The sequence below is a fragment of the Kitasatospora sp. MAP12-44 genome, from assembly GCF_029892095.1.
Lineage (GTDB): Bacteria > Actinomycetota > Actinomycetes > Streptomycetales > Streptomycetaceae > Kitasatospora.
On record NZ_JARZAE010000004.1, the window covers coordinates 5871557 to 5888712 of the forward strand.

General features: G+C 68.3%; 11 protein-coding genes and 3 rRNA genes. 12 read left to right on the forward strand and 2 right to left on the reverse strand.

From position 1 onward, the window contains the following. Positions 1 to 110 precede the first annotated feature (110 nt). The 12 genes from P3T34_RS27015 (at position 111) to P3T34_RS27070 (ending at position 15634) form a co-directional block, all read left to right on the forward strand. The gene (locus tag P3T34_RS27015; RefSeq protein ID WP_280672421.1) at positions 111 to 644 is read left to right on the forward strand and encodes a PaaI family thioesterase; all 534 of its coding nucleotides are present in this window, start codon (positions 111 to 113) and stop codon (positions 642 to 644) included. Then, positions 641 to 1108, forward strand: a complete 468-nt coding sequence (gene dut / locus P3T34_RS27020) for a dUTP diphosphatase (RefSeq protein ID WP_280668633.1) — start codon at positions 641 to 643, stop codon at positions 1106 to 1108. The genes P3T34_RS27015 and dut overlap by 4 nt, the downstream gene beginning before the upstream one ends. A gap of 50 nt (positions 1109 to 1158) precedes the next feature. Further along, positions 1159 to 1983: a DUF3710 domain-containing protein gene (locus tag P3T34_RS27025; protein ID WP_280668634.1), complete on the forward strand. Its 825-nt coding sequence runs from the start codon at positions 1159 to 1161 to the stop codon at positions 1981 to 1983. A 528-nt stretch (positions 1984 to 2511) separates the two neighbouring features. Then, positions 2512 to 4033, forward strand: a 16S ribosomal RNA gene (locus tag P3T34_RS27030). Between the two features lie 285 nt (positions 4034 to 4318). Then, positions 4319 to 7439, forward strand: a 23S ribosomal RNA gene (locus tag P3T34_RS27035). 90 nt (positions 7440 to 7529) lie between these two features. Continuing rightward, positions 7530 to 7646: ribosomal RNA gene (rrf, locus tag P3T34_RS27040) — 5S ribosomal RNA — on the forward strand. Together the 16S, 23S and 5S rRNA genes form the textbook arrangement of a ribosomal RNA operon. Positions 7647 to 7894: 248 nt before the next feature. After that, positions 7895 to 9346 carry a DUF2637 domain-containing protein gene (locus P3T34_RS27045; RefSeq protein ID WP_280668635.1) on the forward strand — a complete coding sequence of 484 codons (1452 nt, stop codon included), beginning with the start codon at positions 7895 to 7897 and terminating at the stop codon, positions 9344 to 9346. Positions 9347 to 9470: 124 nt separating this feature from the next. Next, positions 9471 to 10772 (forward strand): aldolase/citrate lyase family protein, encoded by a 1302-nt coding sequence (locus P3T34_RS27050; protein WP_280668636.1) that lies wholly within the window; start codon positions 9471 to 9473, stop codon positions 10770 to 10772. Positions 10773 to 10849: 77 nt separating this feature from the next. After that, a complete protein-coding gene (locus P3T34_RS27055; RefSeq protein ID WP_280668637.1) occupies positions 10850 to 11491 on the forward strand; it encodes a YigZ family protein in 642 nt (213 codons plus the stop codon). A 107-nt stretch (positions 11492 to 11598) separates the two neighbouring features. Next, a complete protein-coding gene (locus tag P3T34_RS27060) occupies positions 11599 to 11934 on the forward strand; it encodes a cupin domain-containing protein (protein WP_280668638.1) in 336 nt (111 codons plus the stop codon). A 186-nt stretch (positions 11935 to 12120) separates the two neighbouring features. Next, a complete protein-coding gene (locus tag P3T34_RS27065) occupies positions 12121 to 13821 on the forward strand; it encodes a hypothetical protein (RefSeq protein WP_280668639.1) in 1701 nt (566 codons plus the stop codon). Positions 13822 to 14020: 199 nt separating this feature from the next. Next, a complete protein-coding gene (locus tag P3T34_RS27070; RefSeq protein WP_280668640.1) occupies positions 14021 to 15634 on the forward strand; it encodes a restriction endonuclease in 1614 nt (537 codons plus the stop codon). 27 nt (positions 15635 to 15661) lie between these two features. Here P3T34_RS27070 and P3T34_RS27075 read toward each other — a convergent pair whose 3' ends face one another. Together P3T34_RS27075 and P3T34_RS27080 are read right to left on the reverse strand one after the other, a co-directional pair. Then, positions 15662 to 16588, reverse strand: a complete 927-nt coding sequence (locus P3T34_RS27075) for a LysR family transcriptional regulator (protein ID WP_280668641.1) — start codon at positions 16586 to 16588, stop codon at positions 15662 to 15664. Then, positions 16585 to 17127, reverse strand: a complete 543-nt coding sequence (locus P3T34_RS27080) for a MarR family transcriptional regulator (protein WP_280668642.1) — start codon at positions 17125 to 17127, stop codon at positions 16585 to 16587. Before P3T34_RS27080 ends, P3T34_RS27075 begins: the two co-directional genes overlap by 4 nt. Positions 17128 to 17156: the final 29 nt, after the last annotated feature.

Here is a 17156-nt window from a genome sequence, read left to right on the forward strand (position 1 = left end):
CGCAGGGCTCTGCCGCGCCCGCCGAGCACTCCCCGCAGCCGTTCTCGCAGCCGCTCCCGCCGACCGGCTACCGCGCACCGACCACCCCGCCGGACGACGCCGAGCCGCCGGTGCGGCACGCCGAGGCCCCGGCTCCCGGCACCCTGCTGGGCTCGCACTACATGCACTGCTTCGGCTGCGGACCGCAGCAGAGCGGCGGCCTGCAGCTGAAGGTCAGGGCGGGCCAAGGAGTGGACGTCACCGCGGAGTTCGTGGTCAAGGCGGTCCACCAGGGCGGCCCCGGCCTCGCTCACGGCGGGATCCTGGTCAGCGCCATGGACGAGACGCTCGGCTCACTCAACTGGATCCTGCACCTGGCCTCCGTCACCGGGCGGCTGGAGACCGACTTCGTCCGGCCGGTGCCGGTCGACTCGCTGCTGCACATCCGTGCCTGGGCGACCGGCGTGCACGGACGGAAGCTCTACTGTGCGGCCGAGGGCCGGATCGGCGGCCCCTCAGGACCGATAGCGATCCGGGCGCAGGCACTCTTCATCCAGGTGAAGCTGGAACACTTCACCACGCACGGTCGGTCCGAGGACATCAAGGCAGCCCTGGACGACCCTGACCTGTTCAAGAGAGCCAGAGCCTTCGAGGTGAATCCGTGAGCACCACCGCCCGTCCCCCGGTCGACGTCCTGATCCGGCGACTGGACCCTGAACTCCCGCTGCCGGCGTACGCCCAGCCGGGGGATGCCGGAGCAGATCTCTGCGCCGCCGTCGACGCGGACCTCGAACCGGGTGAGCGGACCGTCATCCCGACCGGTGTCGCCATCGCGTTGCCGGACGGTTACGCCGCGTTCGTCCACCCGCGCTCAGGACTGGCAGCTCGTTGCGGAGTTGCGCTCGTGAACGCCCCAGGGACGGTCGATGCCGGGTACCGTGGTGAGATCAAGGTGATCGTCGTCAACCTGGACCCGCGTGAGCGGGTCAGCTTCCGCCGTGGGGACCGTATCGCTCAGCTGGTGATCCAGCAGGTCGAGAAGGCCCGCTTCCACGAGGTGGCCGAACTGCCCGGGTCTGCACGAGCCGAAGGCGGGTTCGGGTCGACCGGTGGCCATGCCGCGGTTTAGCATGCGGCGGCCGCGCAGGTATTCGCTTCGGTCTTGGACCGGGAAGGACAGTGACCGTGTTCCGTCGTCGCCATAAGAGCGAGGACGCTGTCGAGCCGCTCTCCGAGGACGCCATCAGCGCCGACGAGACGGCCGATGACGTCGAAGGTTTCGCCGACTCCGAGAGCGAGCTGACCGACGCCGCCGAGGAGCTGGAGGAGGACCCGGCCGACCGCGTCGGGCTGCCGCCGGCCCCGCGCCCGGACGGTCCGTGGGACCACTCCGAGCTGGAGAACCCCGAGGAAGGCCGAGTCGACCTCGGCGGTCTGCTCGTTCCGGGTGTCGAGGGCATGGAGCTCCGGGTGGAGGTGGCCGGCGACGCCATCGTGGCCGCCACCCTGGTGCTCGGTAACAGCGCCATTCAGCTGCAGGCCTTTGCAGCGCCCAAGTCCGAGGGCATCTGGGGCGAGGTCCGTGAGGAGATCGCCGGCGGCATCACCTCGCAGGGCGGGCTGGTCGAGGAGGAGGAGGGCCCGCTGGGCTGGCACCTCCGCGCTCAGGTCCCGGTCCAGCTGCCGGACGGCACGCACGGGGTGCAGCTGGTGCGCTTCGTCGGCTGCGACGGCCCGCGCTGGTTCCTGCGCGGCGTCATCTCCGGTCAGGCAGCCGTCCAGCCGGAGTCCGCGAGCGTGCTGGAGCAGGTCTTCCGGCAGACCGTGGTGGTCCGGGGCGAGACTCCGATGGCTCCGCGCGACCCGATCGTGCTCAAGCTGCCGGAGGACGCCCAGATGGTGGCGGACGGCGGCGTGGGCACCCCCGAGGCCGAGGCCTCGCGATTCGGTGACGCGACGCTGAGCCCGTTCGCGCGCGGCCCGGAGATCACCGAGGTCCGCTGAGTCGTTGTTCTTGGGCCCGGTGCCCGCTGTCCTCCTTCCAGGAGGCCCGCGGGACCGGGCCCAAGGCATGTCATGGAGCCGATTTGCCTGTGGCGCCGGACGGCACGTAGAGTTCCACGGTCGCGTCGTTGACCGGCCCAATCGGGCAGGTCGGCAGGAATATCCGGATGCGGCCGGCGGTAAAAGGTGCTCATCGAAATCTGATAGTGTCTTGGAAGCGCCAAAGGGCAAAGCAGAAAAGCGAAACTCCGGTAAAACGAAGTGAAACTGATCTGATAAGCTTAGCGCAGAACGAAGCGCCCGGAGAGCTTGCGAGAGCGGCTTGAAGGAAGTGTCCGTTCCTTGAGAACTCAACAGCGTGCCAAAAGTCAACGCCAGATATGTTGACATCCCCGGCCTTGATCTTCGGATCGGGGTTGGAGATTCCTTTTGAAGTAATACACAGCGAGGACGCAGTGCACGTGACCACCCTATTCCGGTGGTTGTCGTGCCGCTCAACGCGGGTGTGAGTCGGATTACCGACAGACATTCACGGAGAGTTTGATCCTGGCTCAGGACGAACGCTGGCGGCGTGCTTAACACATGCAAGTCGAACGATGAAGCCTTCGGGTGGATTAGTGGCGAACGGGTGAGTAACACGTGGGAAATCTGCCCTGCACTCTGGGACAAGCCTTGGAAACGAGGTCTAATACCGGATATGACCTGTCCTCGCATGGGGATGGGTGGAAAGCTCCGGCGGTGCAGGATGATCCCGCGGCCTATCAGCTTGTTGGTGGGGTAATGGCCTACCAAGGCGACGACGGGTAGCCGGCCTGAGAGGGCGACCGGCCACACTGGGACTGAGACACGGCCCAGACTCCTACGGGAGGCAGCAGTGGGGAATATTGCACAATGGGCGAAAGCCTGATGCAGCGACGCCGCGTGAGGGATGAAGGCCTTCGGGTCGTAAACCTCTTTCAGCAGGGAAGAAGCGCAAGTGACGGTACCTGCAGAAGAAGCACCGGCTAACTACGTGCCAGCAGCCGCGGTAATACGTAGGGTGCGAGCGTTGTCCGGAATTATTGGGCGTAAAGAGCTCGTAGGCGGCTTGTCGCGTCGGATGTGAAAGCCCGGGGCTTAACCCCGGGTCTGCATTCGATACGGGCAGGCTAGAGTGTGGTAGGGGAGATCGGAATTCCTGGTGTAGCGGTGAAATGCGCAGATATCAGGAGGAACACCGGTGGCGAAGGCGGATCTCTGGGCCATTACTGACGCTGAGGAGCGAAAGCGTGGGGAGCGAACAGGATTAGATACCCTGGTAGTCCACGCCGTAAACGGTGGGAACTAGGTGTTGGCGACATTCCACGTCGTCGGTGCCGCAGCTAACGCATTAAGTTCCCCGCCTGGGGAGTACGGCCGCAAGGCTAAAACTCAAAGGAATTGACGGGGGCCCGCACAAGCAGCGGAGCATGTGGCTTAATTCGACGCAACGCGAAGAACCTTACCAAGGCTTGACATATGCCGGAAACGGCCAGAGATGGTCGCCCCCTTGTGGTCGGTATACAGGTGGTGCATGGTTGTCGTCAGCTCGTGTCGTGAGATGTTGGGTTAAGTCCCGCAACGAGCGCAACCCTTGTTCTGTGTTGCCAGCATGCCTTTCGGGGTGATGGGGACTCACAGGAGACTGCCGGGGTCAACTCGGAGGAAGGTGGGGACGACGTCAAATCATCATGCCCCTTATGTCTTGGGCTGCACACGTGCTACAATGGTCGGTACAAAGGGCTGCGATGCCGCGAGGCGGAGCGAATCCCAAAAAGCCGGCCTCAGTTCGGATTGGGGTCTGCAACTCGACCCCATGAAGTTGGAGTTGCTAGTAATCGCAGATCAGCATGCTGCGGTGAATACGTTCCCGGGCCTTGTACACACCGCCCGTCACGTCACGAAAGTCGGTAACACCCGAAGCCGGTGGCCTAACCCGTAAGGGGAGGAGCCGTCGAAGGTGGGACCAGCGATTGGGACGAAGTCGTAACAAGGTAGCCGTACCGGAAGGTGCGGCTGGATCACCTCCTTTCTAAGGAGCACACGGCCGATTGTGAGCACCTGTCTCGCACGGTCAGCTCATGGGTGGAACGTTGACTATTCGGCACACACGGTTGGTTGATACCAGTACTGCACTTCGGTGCGTGGAACGTATCGGCGGGTCGGGTGTGTCGGGCACGTTGTTGGGTCCTGAGGGAACGGCCGTCATGGTCGTTGCTTCAGTGCCGGTCCCACGGACATCCTCGGCTTGTGTCGGGTGGTGTAGGTGGGTGTCTGGTCGTTGTTTGAGAACTGCACAGTGGACGCGAGCATCTGTGGCCAAGTTTTTAAGGGCGCACGGTGGATGCCTTGGCACTAGGAACCGATGAAGGACGTGGGAGGCCACGATAGTCCCCGGGGAGCCGTCAACCAGGCTTTGATCCGGGGGTTTCCGAATGGGGAAACCCGGCAGTCGTCATGGGCTGTCACCCGTACCTGAATATATAGGGTATGTGGAGGGAACGAGGGGAAGTGAAACATCTCAGTACCCTCAGGAAGAGAAAACAACCGTGATTCCGGGAGTAGTGGCGAGCGAAACCGGATGAGGCTAAACCGTATTGGTGTGATACCCGGCAGGGGTTGCCAATGCGGGGTCGTGGGAAAGTTCTTCAGTCGTCTGCCGGCGGCTGGGTGAGTCAGAAACCGTATGGATAGTCGAAGGACATGCGAAAGGTCCGGCGTAGAGGGTAAGACCCCCGTAGACGAAATCTGTGCGGCTCACTTGAGCTTCTCCCAAGTAGCACGGAGCCCGAGAAATTCCGTGTGAATCTGGCGGGACCACCCGCTAAGCCTAAATATTCCCTAGTGACCGATAGCGGATAGTACCGTGAGGGAATGGTGAAAAGTACCGCGGGAGCGGAGTGAAATAGTACCTGAAACCGTGTGCCTACAAGCCGTGGGAGCGTCGGACACCAGCTTGCTGTGTGTCTCGTGACTGCGTGCCTTTTGAAGAATGAGCCTGCGAGTTTGCGGTGTGTAGCGAGGTTAACCCGTGTGGGGTAGCCGTAGCGAAAGCGAGTCCGAATAGGGCGTTTGAGTTGCACGCCCAAGACCCGAAGCGGAGTGATCTAGCCATGGGCAGGTTGAAGCGGAGGTAAGACTTCGTGGAGGACCGAACCCACCAGGGTTGAAAACCTGGGGGATGACCTGTGGTTAGGGGTGAAAGGCCAATCAAACTCCGTGATAGCTGGTTCTCCCCGAAATGCATTTAGGTGCAGCGTCACGTGTTTCTTGCCGGAGGTAGAGCACTGGATAGGCGATGGGCCTCACCGGGTTACTGACCTTAGCCAAACTCCGAATGCCGGTAAGTGAGAGCGTGGCAGTGAGACTGTGGGGGATAAGCTCCATGGTCGAGAGGGAAACAGCCCAGAACACCGACTAAGGTCCCTAAGCGTGTGCTAAGTGGGAAAGGATGTGGAGTCGCACAGACAACCAGGAGGTTGGCTTAGAAGCAGCCATCCTTGAAAGAGTGCGTAATAGCTCACTGGTCAAGTGATTCCGCGCCGACAATGTAGCGGGGCTCAAGCACACCACCGAAGTCGTGTCATTGCAGCAATACCCCCAACGGGGGCTGTGATGGGTAGGGGAGCGTCGTGTGCCGGGTGAAGCAGCGGAGGAATCCAGTTGTGGACGGTTCACGAGTGAGAATGCAGGCATGAGTAGCGATACAAGAGTGGGAAACTCTTGCGCCGATTGACCAAGGGTTCCTGGGTCAAGCTGATCTGCCCAGGGTAAGTCGGGACCTAAGGCGAGGCCGACAGGCGTAGTCGATGGACAACGGGTTGATATTCCCGTACCCGCTTTGAAGCGCCAACGTCGAACCAGATGATGCTAAGCCCGCGAAGCCGGCCTGGAGTCTTCGGACAAAGGGACGTGGTGGAGCCGGTGACCCAAGTCTGTAGTAGGTGAGCGATGGGGTGACGCAGGAAGGTAGTCCAGCCCGGGCGGTGGTTGTCCCGGGGTAAGGGTGTAGGCCGAGTGATAGGCAAATCCGTCACTCATTAAGGCTGAGACCTGATGCCGAGCCGATTGTGGTGAAGTGGATGATCCTATGCTGTCGAGAAAAGCCTCTAGCGAGTTTCATGGCGGCCCGTACCCCAAACCGACTCAGGTGGTCAGGTAGAGAATACCGAGGCGTTCGGGTGAACTATGGTTAAGGAACTCGGCAAAATGCCCCCGTAACTTCGGGAGAAGGGGGGCCATTCCTGGTGATGAGTCTTGCACTCTGAGCTGGGGGTGGCCGCAGAGACCAGCGAGAAGCGACTGTTTACTAAAAACACAGGTCCGTGCGAAGCCGTAAGGCGATGTATACGGACTGACGCCTGCCCGGTGCTGGAACGTTAAGGGGACCGGTTAGTCTAGTTTCGACTAGGCGAAGCTGAGAACTTAAGCGCCAGTAAACGGCGGTGGTAACTATAACCATCCTAAGGTAGCGAAATTCCTTGTCGGGTAAGTTCCGACCTGCACGAATGGCGTAACGACTTCTCGACTGTCTCAACCATAGGCCCGGTGAAATTGCATTACGAGTAAAGATGCTCGTTTCGCGCAGCAGGACGGAAAGACCCCGGGACCTTTACTATAGCTTGATATTGGTGTTCGGTTCGGCTTGTGTAGGATAGGTGGGAGACTTTGAAGCGGCAACGCCAGTTGTCGTGGAGTCGACGTTGAAATACCACTCTGGTCGTGCTGGATGTCTAACCTGGGTCCGTGATCCGGATCAGGGACAGTGTCTGGTGGGTAGTTTAACTGGGGCGGTTGCCTCCTAAAGAGTAACGGAGGCGCCCAAAGGTTCCCTCAGCCTGGTTGGCAATCAGGTGTTGAGTGTAAGTGCACAAGGGAGCTTGACTGTGAGACCGACGGGTCGAGCAGGTGCGAAAGCAGGGACTAGTGATCCGGCGGTGGCTTGTGGAAGCGCCGTCGCTCAACGGATAAAAGGTACCCCGGGGATAACAGGCTGATCTTCCCCAAGAGTCCATATCGACGGGATGGTTTGGCACCTCGATGTCGGCTCGTCGCATCCTGGGGCTGGAGTAGGTCCCAAGGGTTGGGCTGTTCGCCCATTAAAGCGGTACGCGAGCTGGGTTTAGAACGTCGTGAGACAGTTCGGTCCCTATCCGCTGTGCGCGTAGGAATATTGAGAAGGGCTGTCCCTAGTACGAGAGGACCGGGACGGACGAACCTCTGGTGTGCCAGTTGTCCTGCCAAGGGCATGGCTGGTTGGCTACGTTCGGGAGGGATAACCGCTGAAAGCATCTAAGCGGGAAGCCTGCTTCGAGATGAGTATTCCCACCTCCTTGAGAGGGTAAGGCTCCCAGTAGACGACTGGGTTGATAGGCCGGATGTGGAAGCCCAGTAATGGGTGGAGCTGACCGGTACTAATAGGCCGAGGGCTTGTCCTCAGTTGCTCGCGTCCACTGTGTTGTTCTGAAACAACGACCCCATATCCCCACTTGGTCGGGGGTGTGGTGCGGTTGACAGTTTCATAGTGTTTCGGTGGTCATAGCGTGAGGGAAACGCCCGGTTACATTCCGAACCCGGAAGCTAAGCCTCACAGCGCCGATGGTACTGCAGGGGGGACCCTGTGGGAGAGTAGGACGCCGCCGAACAATCTTTGAATACCAGATAACCCCCATCCGATTCGTCGGACGGGGGTTATCTGCGTTTACGGGCGTTTTCCGGAGCGTTTCCAGAGAGCGGTGCCGAGTTGTCCTGGCGTTGTCGACGCGGCCCGGGGGTTTGTCAGCTACTGGCCTGCCCCGAGGGGTGAACGCATGTCCGAGTAGGATCCCCGCGGCGGCGCAGTCAGTCCACGGCAGGGCCCGCCAGCAGCCGAGATGCAGGGGTTGATCAACGAATGGCACGTCCATCCCTTACCCGCACCCACCGGGCACTGCTTGGCCTGGTGGCGGCCGGCGCCTGCCTGATCTCCGGGATCGGCTTTGCGGGCTCGTACTCGGCGGTGCGGGAGCTGGCGCTGCACAAGGGTTTCGGGACCTTCTCGTACGCGTTCCCGATCGGTGTCGACGCGGGCATCGTCGTGCTGCTCGCTCTTGACCTGGTGCTGACCTGGCTCCGCATACCGTTCCCGTTGCTCCGCCAGACGGCCTGGCTGCTCACGGTGGCCACCATCTCCTTCAATGCGGCGGCGTCCTGGGGCGATCCGCTGGGCATGGGGATGCACGCCGTGATCCCGGTGCTGTTCGTCGTGGTGGTCGAGGCGTCCCGGCATGCGGTCGGGCGGATCGCGGCGATCACGGCCGACCGGCACATGGATTCCGTCCGGTTGATGCGCTGGCTGCTCTCACCCGTGCCGACCTTCCGGCTCTGGCGCCGGATGAAGCTCTGGGAGCTGCGTTCTTATGACGAGGTGGTCCGGCTTGAGCAGAACCGCCTGGTGTACCGCGCCCAGCTGCGCTTCCGGTACGGGCGCGGCTGGCGGCGCTCGGCGCCGATCCAGGCACTGCTGCCGCTCAAGCTGGCCAAGTACGGGGTGCCGCTCGATCTGACGGTGCTGGACCGGATCGACGGGCCGGCTCCGGCGGAGGTGTCGGCAGCCGGTTCGGTGCCCGCAGTGTCGCCGGCGGTGGCGGTCCCGACGCTGGCGAAGCTGGCCGCGGCCCGCTGGCGGGACGCGCAGGGCGGCGCGGGAGAAGGGGAGCCGGCGGCGAGTGTGACTCCGCAGCCGTCGCCGGTCCGTGAGCCGCAGTCGGCTCGCGTTCAGCCCGCTCGCGTTCAGCATGCCGGTCCCCGGCCGATGCCGGTGGCGGGCACGGGGCGGCCGCCCGGCCAGATGTCCCCGTGGTTCAAGCCACCGCGGGTGCCCCGCCCGCACCCGGTCCAGCCGCAGCCGGCTCAGTCCCAGGCCGCTCAGCCCGGTCCGGCGCAGGCTCGGCCCGAGCAGCGCGCGCAGGTCAACGGGAACGGGCAGGTCGGCACCGGGCTCGGCGCTCGGCTGCGCGAGGCCCAGCGGGCCGAGGAGCAGCCGCAGGAGACGCTTGAAGTCCCGGTTCAGGCCGCGGCGCAGGACGAGCGCAGTGTCTTCGAGGAGCGGGTTCCGGCGCCGGCCGAGCCGGAGGACGAACAGCTGGTCCAGGGGCCGGAGCTGACGGTCGATCTCTGTGTCGAGGCGGTCCTCTCCTACCGGGAAGAGCAGAACCGGGACCCCGAGGAGGCGGAGCTGGCCCGCTATCTCACCACTCAGTACGGCGTCAGCGGCCACCGCCCCGGCAGCCCGGTCGGCGCCGACCAGATCCGCAAGCTGCTGCCGGAGGTGCGAGCCCGCTTCGCCGGCATGGGACGGGAGTAGCAGCGGGGCCTCTCCAAGTGCTTCCACCAGGTCCGCAGGCTGGTCCGCCATTGACGCACGGCGGGGCCCGGAGCTACCTTCACATCAACAAATTGTTGAATGACGGCAGTGTGGAGGGACCCGTATGTCGCAGGTCGAGGTGGACGGTGGCGCTGCCGCGGCGGCTCCGGAGGGCCTGACGTTCTCCCGCCCCGCGCGGGCGGGCGTCGACGCGCTGCTCGGGCCGGTCGATGCCGAGCTGGCCCGCCGCTACCCGGGTGACTCCGGCAGCCGGCAGCCGGTCCACACGGTCTACGTCCCGGCTGACGCCTTCGCCGCCGACACCGTGCAGAGCTGGGGCCGGCAGGCCCTGGAGGCGTTCGACACGCACGCGGGCACCCCGGCCGAGCTGGCCGAGGCGCTCGGCGTCCCGGCCGACGAGCTGATCACCGAGGTGCACGCCCGGGTCCGGGCCAAGCTCCAGCGCGAGCCGATCGAGGACCTGCGGATCGACTTCGAGGACGGCTACGGCCCGCGCCCCGACGCCGAGGAGGACGCCGAGGCGATCCGCGCGGCCCAGCTGATCGCCGCCGCGGTGGCCGACGGCAGCGCACCGCCGTACATCGGCATCCGGATCAAGTGCATGGAGGCGGCGGTCCGCGACCGCGGCATCCGCACCCTGGAGCTCTTCCTCGCCACCCTGCTCGCCGGTGGCCGCCCGCTGCCCGCCGGCCTGGTGCTCACGCTCCCGAAGGTCACCTACCCCGAGCAGGTCACCGCGCTGGTCCGGCTGCTGGAGGACTTCGAGCAGCGCGCCGGGCTCCCCGCCAAGCGGATCGGCTTCGAGATCCAGATCGAGACCACCCAGGCCATCCTCGGTGCCGACGGCCGGGCCACCGTCGCGCTGCTGATCGACGCGGCCGAGGGCCGGGCCACCGGCCTGCACTACGGCACTTTCGACTACAGCGCCTCCTGCGGGGTGAGCGCGGCCTACCAGAGCATGGACCACCCGGTCGCCGACCACGCGAAGGCCGTCATGCAGGTGGCGGCGGCCGGTACCGGCGTGCGGCTGTCCGACGGTTCGACCAACGTCATCCCGACCGGCCCCACCGAGCAGGTCTTCGCGGCCTGGAACCTGCACCACCGCCTGGTCCGCCGCTCGCTGGCCCGCGCCTACTACCAGGGCTGGGACATGCACCCCGCCCACCTGCCGACCCGTTTTGCGGCGGTCTACGCCTTCTACCGCGAGGGCCTGGCCACCGCTGCGGCCCGCCTGGCCGCGTATGTGGCCAAGGCCGGCGGCGACGTCATGGACGAGCCGGCCACCGCCAAGGCGCTCAGCGGCTACCTGCTGCGCGGCCTGGACTGCGGTGCGGTCGACCTGGCCGAGGTCACCGCGCTCACCGGCCTCGACCGCAAGCAGCTGGACGCCCTCTCCGGCCGGTAGGACCGACCGCCCCGGGTGGATAGGCTGGCGGAACGCCCGTTCTGCCGGCATGTTCACCCTGGAGAGCCGCTCACCCCATGTCGCAGCCAGCCCCGAAGCCGTACCTGACCATCCGGACGGACGGCAGCCACGAGATCGAGGTGAAGCGCTCCCGCTTCATCTGCCATCTCGCCCGGGTCGGCGACGAGGAGCAGGCGCAGGCGTTCATCGCCGCGATCCGCAAGCAGTACTGGGACGCCCGGCACAACTGCACCGCCTTCGTCGTCGGTGAGGACCAGCGCCGCGAGCGCTCCAACGACGACGGCGAGCCCGGCGGCACCGCGGGTGTGCCGATGCTGGAGGTGCTGCGCCGGCGCGGGCTCACCGACACCGTCGCCGTGGTCACCCGCTACTTCGGCGGGGTGCTGCTGGGCGCCGGCGGGCTGGTCCGGGCGTACGGCGGCGCGGTGTCCGAGGCGGTCGACGCGATCGGGACGGTCGAGCGGCGCCCGGTGGCTGTCCTGGTCGTCGAGGTGGACCACACCCGGGCCGGGCGGCTGGAGAACGACCTGCGGGCGGCCGGCCACGCTGTGCGCGAGCTGCGGTACGAGGCGTCGGGCGTGCTGATCGAGGTCGGCATCCCGGAGCCGGCGGTGGCGGACTTCCACGCCTGGCTCGCCGCGGCCAGCGCGGGCTCCGCCGTGGCGGTCCTGGCTGGGTACAGCTATCTCGAAGAGTGACTATCCGAACACGGATACGTTTCAGCCAAAGCCCGTTGGCGCTGTTTCGGCGGGCCCAACCGGTCAGTAGCCTGAAGCGACCGCCGAGTTCAGGAGCAGATTCCCAGATGGCCGTGATTCGTACCGTCACTATCGAGCCGGGCGCGAACACCGGCTGGCACTACCACCCGGCCCAGGTCCAGGCGGTGGTCCTCTCCGGGACGCTGACCCGGGTACTGGCGGACGGCCGAGTGGAGATCACCCGGTCCGGGCAGTCACTGGTCGAGCTCGCGGGGCCCGAGCAGCTGCACATCGGCTACAACCACGGCGTGGACCGCGTGGTGATCCTCGCCAACTACCAGGTCGCCGAGGGCTGCCCGCTCTCGGTCCCGGCCCTGGCCCCGAAGCTGGCCGCCCGGCGGGCCGGTGAGGCGGATCTGGTGGGACCCGCGGGAAAGCCGTAAGGCAAGAGGTAGGAAAAGTGTGAGTAACGCTCGAACGAATTGACGGTGCCCGGAACTGGAACTTCAGCTCCGGGCACACGCGTTCTTCCCAGCAGGACCAGGCCGGCACCCCGCCGGCCGGAGCCGGATATCACCCGTCGATGGAGGACCGTCAGACCCGACCAGCGCACCACGGAGGTACCGCCCATGACCACCGACCGCTTCGCGCCACCCGCTCCACTCGCTGCGAGCAGCCCCGATTCCCGGACCAGCCCTGCCGCCGCCGGCCACGCCACGCCGTACCGGATGACGGTGACCACCCGTCAGCCCGCCGCGGACGTGGTCGCCCTGGCCGATCAGTGCCTCGCCGAGTTCCTCAAGCGCGAGGGCTACGACGAGCCACCACCTGCCCCGCAACCTCCCCCCGCCGGTGCGGACCAGCCGGCCGGCGACCGGCACCGCCTCGCCGACCGCGTCCTGTTCGACCGGGACAGCGGCTCGCTGCCGGCCGGGCCCGCCGACGCCCCCGGCCACTACACCCGCCGCCGGCTGCGCACCCCGGCCCCGCACGGCACCCACCAACTGGCGCTCACCATCGCCTCGCCGGCCCACGGTCCCACCTGGGTCCGACTGGAGGCCGAGCATCAGGCCGCGGCCGGCGTACGCACCCCGCCGCGGGTGCCGGTGCCCGAACTCGCCCGCACCCTGCTCCCGCTGCTGGACGCGCTGGACGGCGAGACCGAGGTGGGCCTGCTGCCGAGGATCATCACCGCGGCCGAGGTCGACGGTGTGATCGACGGGCTGTGCGATCCGGCGCGCCGGCTGCCCACCGTGATCGCCAGCGTCCCCGCCGACCTGGACCCGGAGGCCTGGGCGGCGCAGGTGCTGCACCCGCTGCTGCGCAACGTCGCAGGCCTGGCCGTGGGCTATGTGCTGGCGCCGGACGCCCGGGTGCTCTTCAACACGGCCCTGGAGTTCCACACGGTCTACGGCGGCGCTGTGCGCACCTATCTGCCGGAGGTCGATCCGGCCTCCCGGCGGGATGCCCTGCGGCATCTGGTGCTGCCCCGGCACCGGATCGAGAGCGAACCCCGGCGGGCCGCCGCGCTGCTGGCCCGTGAGCCGCGCCGGTTGGCGGAGCTCGCCCCGCTGCCCGAACCGCTGGCCGGAGTGCCGCCGCTGCGGGTGCGGGTCGCCGAGCCGCGCCCGGCCGAGGCCCAGGCAGCGCCCCCGGTTGGTCCCGACGAGCCCCGGCTCGTACGGCGCAGCCTGCCCCGCTCCCATCGGCGCGAGTTCTACCTGCGTGCGGAGAGCGAGCCGCAGAGCGGTGCGCTGCGCCGGGTCGGCGGCCCACTGCGCGGCCTGAGCAGCAGGCTCTGCCCGCCCGGCCAGCCGGCCGCGCTGCTGGAGGGGAGCCCCTGCGGTCCGCGGAGCTTCACCGAACTGCTGCACCGGATCGACGAGTTCCCCCTGCTGACCTTCACCGGCGACGCCAAGGAGACGCAGGCCCTGGACGCCTCGACGGCCGGCTCCGGATGGGTCCGGCTCACCTGGGACGGCCTGACTGCGCTGCAGGAGTACGCCGTTGCCGCCGTGCACGGCGCGGCGGGCGGCGACTTCAAGCAGTGGTGCGAGCACGCGCCGGTGGGCGGCAGCCACTTCCCGCCGCGCAAGGCGGTCCGCGGCGAGTCGCAGACGGTCTGCAGCCACGCCAAGATGCGGCGCGAGCGGATGTTCGTCGTCCCGTCCGGCGTGGACCCCAGCGGCCGTGCCTTCATGGGTGCCCACCTGCGGATCGGCGGTGGCCGGACGGCGCCGCGGCTGCACTATCTGGACGACTGCTCCGGCAGCGGCCGGATCTACGTCGGCTATATCGGCCTGCACCTCACCAACACCCTGACCAACTGAGACCGTTGGTCCGGGAGCGGCGCTGCGCCGGCTGGGACCGCCCCGGCAGCCTCCGGTTGCCCCAGGGGTCCCAGCCGGTCGGGCGGTATGCCCCCGCGGCGGAGTCGGACGGGGGACAATGCTCAGCACGGGTGGGCCGGCCCGCAGCGCGTGCCCGGCCACCGCAGCAGTGCCGGACGAGCATGGGGGCCGACCGCCGATGCAGGATTCGACCAAGAGCCAGTCGGCCGAGGACCGGGCCGTCGGCGCCCGCACGGGTTTCCTGGCCGCGATGTTCCCGGCCTCGGCGACCTCCGCGGATCCGCTCGGCTCCGATGAGGCCGCGGGCGCCGAGCAGCCGCAGGCGGCGGACGCGCTGGACCAGGCGGTCGCCGAGCACGCGCGGGCGGCCCAGCAGACCCACCGGCAGACCGCCGCGGTGCGCGTCGAGCTGGACCGGCTCGCTGACCTGCTGCAGCGGCTCGCGCTGCCGGTCAGCGCGATGGACTTCGAGACCCAGCGCCGCAGTTACGAGCCCCGGCCCTACCCGGCCGGCCCGGCCGAAGCCGGGATCGGACGCGAGCCGCAGTGGCAGGACTTCGCCCCGGCCGAGCCGGAGTCGGCCGACCCGGAGGCCGCCGCGCCCAGGCGGCTGCTGGACTCCGGGTTCCAGCGCGAGCTGGCCCAGGCCCGGCTGGCCCACCAGCGCGCCCTGCGCGCCTGGCGCTCCGAGCGGGCGAACGCCGCGGACCCGGCCGAGGCCGCCTCCCGGCTCGCCCACGAGCAGGCCGAGCAGGCCAGGGCGCGGGCCGTCCAGGAGTACAACGACAGCCTGGAGGAGTGCCGGCGGGCCTACCGGCAGGTCGAGCCGGCCGCCGTCGAGTCGCTGCTGGAACGCGCGCTGGCCGCCGCCGAGGCGGCCACCCCCGACCTGCCCGCCGCCTGCCGGGCGTTCTTCCGCCCGCTGACCAGGACGGCCGTCCTCGACCTCGACCTGCCTCCGCTGGACCTGGTGCCCTCGCTGGACGGCTACCGGCTGGCCCCCGACGGCGAGATCGCCCCGGTGCCCCGCGCTGCCGGCGACCGGGTGGCCGACTACCTGCGGCTGGTCTCCCGGTTGGCGCTGCGGGCCCTGCAGGCGGCCGACGCGGTCGACACCGACGGCGTGCTGACCGGTGTGGTGCTCAACGGCTGGCTGCGCGGCCCCGACACCCGCTGCCTGCTGACCGTCGACGCCGACCGCGACGCGCTGGCCAGGACCAGGTTCGTCACCGGCCCCGAGCTCTGCGCGGACGAGAGCGAGCCGGGCGTGTACGCCGACGCCGAGCAGGACGAGGCGCTGCTGCGGCTGCGCGAGCTGGGCGCCGCCGTCAGCCCCGACCCGTACGCGCGGGTCGGGGTGCAGCCGTGCGCCACGGCCGGCGCGGCCGTACCGGCGGTGGGGGACCTCTCGCCCGCCGAGTTCGCCGGCCTGGTCCGCGAGCTCTTCACCCGCGGCGGCCTGACCGACTGGAGCGTTCTGCTGCGCGGGCCGTCCGGTCTGGTGGCGACCGGCAGCGGCGCCCCGGACAGCGCGCTGCCCGGACGCTGGGTGGTCTGCGCCTCCCGGCGGCCCGGACCGGTGGGGGAAGCGGAGGTCCGCACCCTGGCGGAGGCGGTCAAGGAGGAGTCGGCGGGCAACGGACTCTGGCTGACCGCCGGGGACTTCACCGAGGAGGCGCTCGACCTGGTCGCCACCGAGGAGTACCGGCGGATCCACCTGGCCGACGGGGCGGGCTTCCGCTCCCTCGCCGAGACCCACCTGGGCCTGCCGCTCTCGGTCGGCACCGAGTAGCGGGGCGGGGGAGGCCGGAGCGAGGGATCAGCCGGTGGTGGGGCCGTCGGCCGACTCGCGCAGCGGCCAGCGGCGGCGCAGCGCGTCCAGGGCCGCGGTGATCGCCGGCCGGCGCGAGGCCTGGGTGCGCCAGAGCGCGAAGACCCGTCGGACCGGCTCCGGCAGCACCGGTCGCGCGACCACGCCGCCCGGCAGCGCCCCGCGGCCGAGGCGCGGCACCAGGCCGATGCCGAGACCGGCGCCGATCAGCGCGATCTGGGTCTCGAACTCGCCGACCTGGTAGCGGACATCGAGCTCCTCGCCGGCCTCGCGCATGGTCCGCACCAGCCAGTCGTGGCAGATGTTGCCGGGCGGCACGCTGATCCAGCGCTGCCCGCGGAGCCGGTCGACCGGGACCACCGCCAGGGCGGCCAGCGGGTCCTCGGCGCGCAGCACCAGATCGACCGGATCGCGGCCGAGGTCGAGCCGGGACAGGCCCTGCGGCACCGGCAGCGGGACGGTCGGCCAGTCCTGCACCAGGGCCAGATCCACCTCGCCGCGGGCGACCAGCTCGGCCGCGAGATAGGGGTCGGCCTCCAGCAGCCGGACGTCCAACTCCGGGCAGCCGGACCGCAGATCGGCCAGCGCCCCGGGCAGCAGGCCGCGGGCCCCGGTGGCGAAGGAGGCCACCAGCAGTCGGCCGACGGCCTGCCCGCGCTGCTCCTCCAGGGTCACCTCGGCCTGTTCGACCAGGGCGAGTACGCGCTGCGCAGTGCCGGCCAGCTCGCGCGCCGCGTCGGTGAGCACCACGCCGCGGCCCTGGCGCTCCAGCAGGACGGTGCGGGTCTCGCGCTCCAGTTTGGCGATCTGCTGGGAGATCGCCGAGGAGGTGAAGCCGAGCGAGGCCGCCGCGCGGGCGACCGAGCCGTGCACCGCGACCGCGTGCAGCGCGCGCAGCCGTCCGAGATCCATCACGCTGTTCGGGGCCGGCCGTGGCCGTGGCGCGGCGACGAGTTCGGGGACGCCGCCTCCGCGGTCCTGAGCACCCGCAGCATTACGGCCAGGTCGGCCGGGTCCGCGGCGCCGAAGTAGTCCTCGGCGACCTCCTGGCGGACCTGTGCCAGCCGCTCGATGGCGGCCAGACCGCCGGCGGTGAGGACCAGGCCTACGGCCCGCCGGTCCGCCGGGTCGGGGACCCGCTCGACCAGTGCGGCCTGCTCCAGGGCGTCCACCACGGTGGTGGCCGAGCGCGGCGCGATGTGCAGCAGGTCGGCGAGTTCGCTCAGCCGCAGGGCGCGCTCGCCGGTGGTGTGGTGGGCGAGGGTGCGCAGCGCGCGCCCCTGGGCGGGGGTGATGCCGTAGGGCTCCAGGCTGTCCATGGTCCGCCGCCTGATCCGCTTCATCGCCCGGGTCAGCGCGTCGGCGAGCTCGGCCACACCGTCGGCGGGGTCCAGGTGGCCGGTGGCGTGGCCGGTGGCGGGGCCGGTGAGGTGGTCGGCGGACGGGCTGGTCATGCGCGGGCTCCTCGAAGGGGGACTGGAGC

What these genes read in the sequence shown, in the direction of transcription:
- P3T34_RS27045 (WP_280668635.1), top strand. Translation starts at nt 7,895, where the DNA reads ATGGCACGTCCATCCCTTACCCGCACCCACCGGGCACTGCTTGGCCTG.
- P3T34_RS27050 (WP_280668636.1), top strand. Translation starts at nt 9,471, where the DNA reads ATGTCGCAGGTCGAGGTGGACGGTGGCGCTGCCGCGGCGGCTCCGGAG.
- P3T34_RS27055 (WP_280668637.1), top strand. Translation starts at nt 10,850, where the DNA reads ATGTCGCAGCCAGCCCCGAAGCCGTACCTGACCATCCGGACGGACGGC.
- P3T34_RS27060 (WP_280668638.1), top strand. Translation starts at nt 11,599, where the DNA reads ATGGCCGTGATTCGTACCGTCACTATCGAGCCGGGCGCGAACACCGGC.
- P3T34_RS27065 (WP_280668639.1), top strand. Translation starts at nt 12,121, where the DNA reads ATGACCACCGACCGCTTCGCGCCACCCGCTCCACTCGCTGCGAGCAGC.
- P3T34_RS27070 (WP_280668640.1), top strand. Translation starts at nt 14,021, where the DNA reads ATGCAGGATTCGACCAAGAGCCAGTCGGCCGAGGACCGGGCCGTCGGC.
- P3T34_RS27080 (WP_280668642.1), bottom strand. Translation starts at nt 17,127, where the DNA reads ATGACCAGCCCGTCCGCCGACCACCTCACCGGCCCCGCCACCGGCCAC.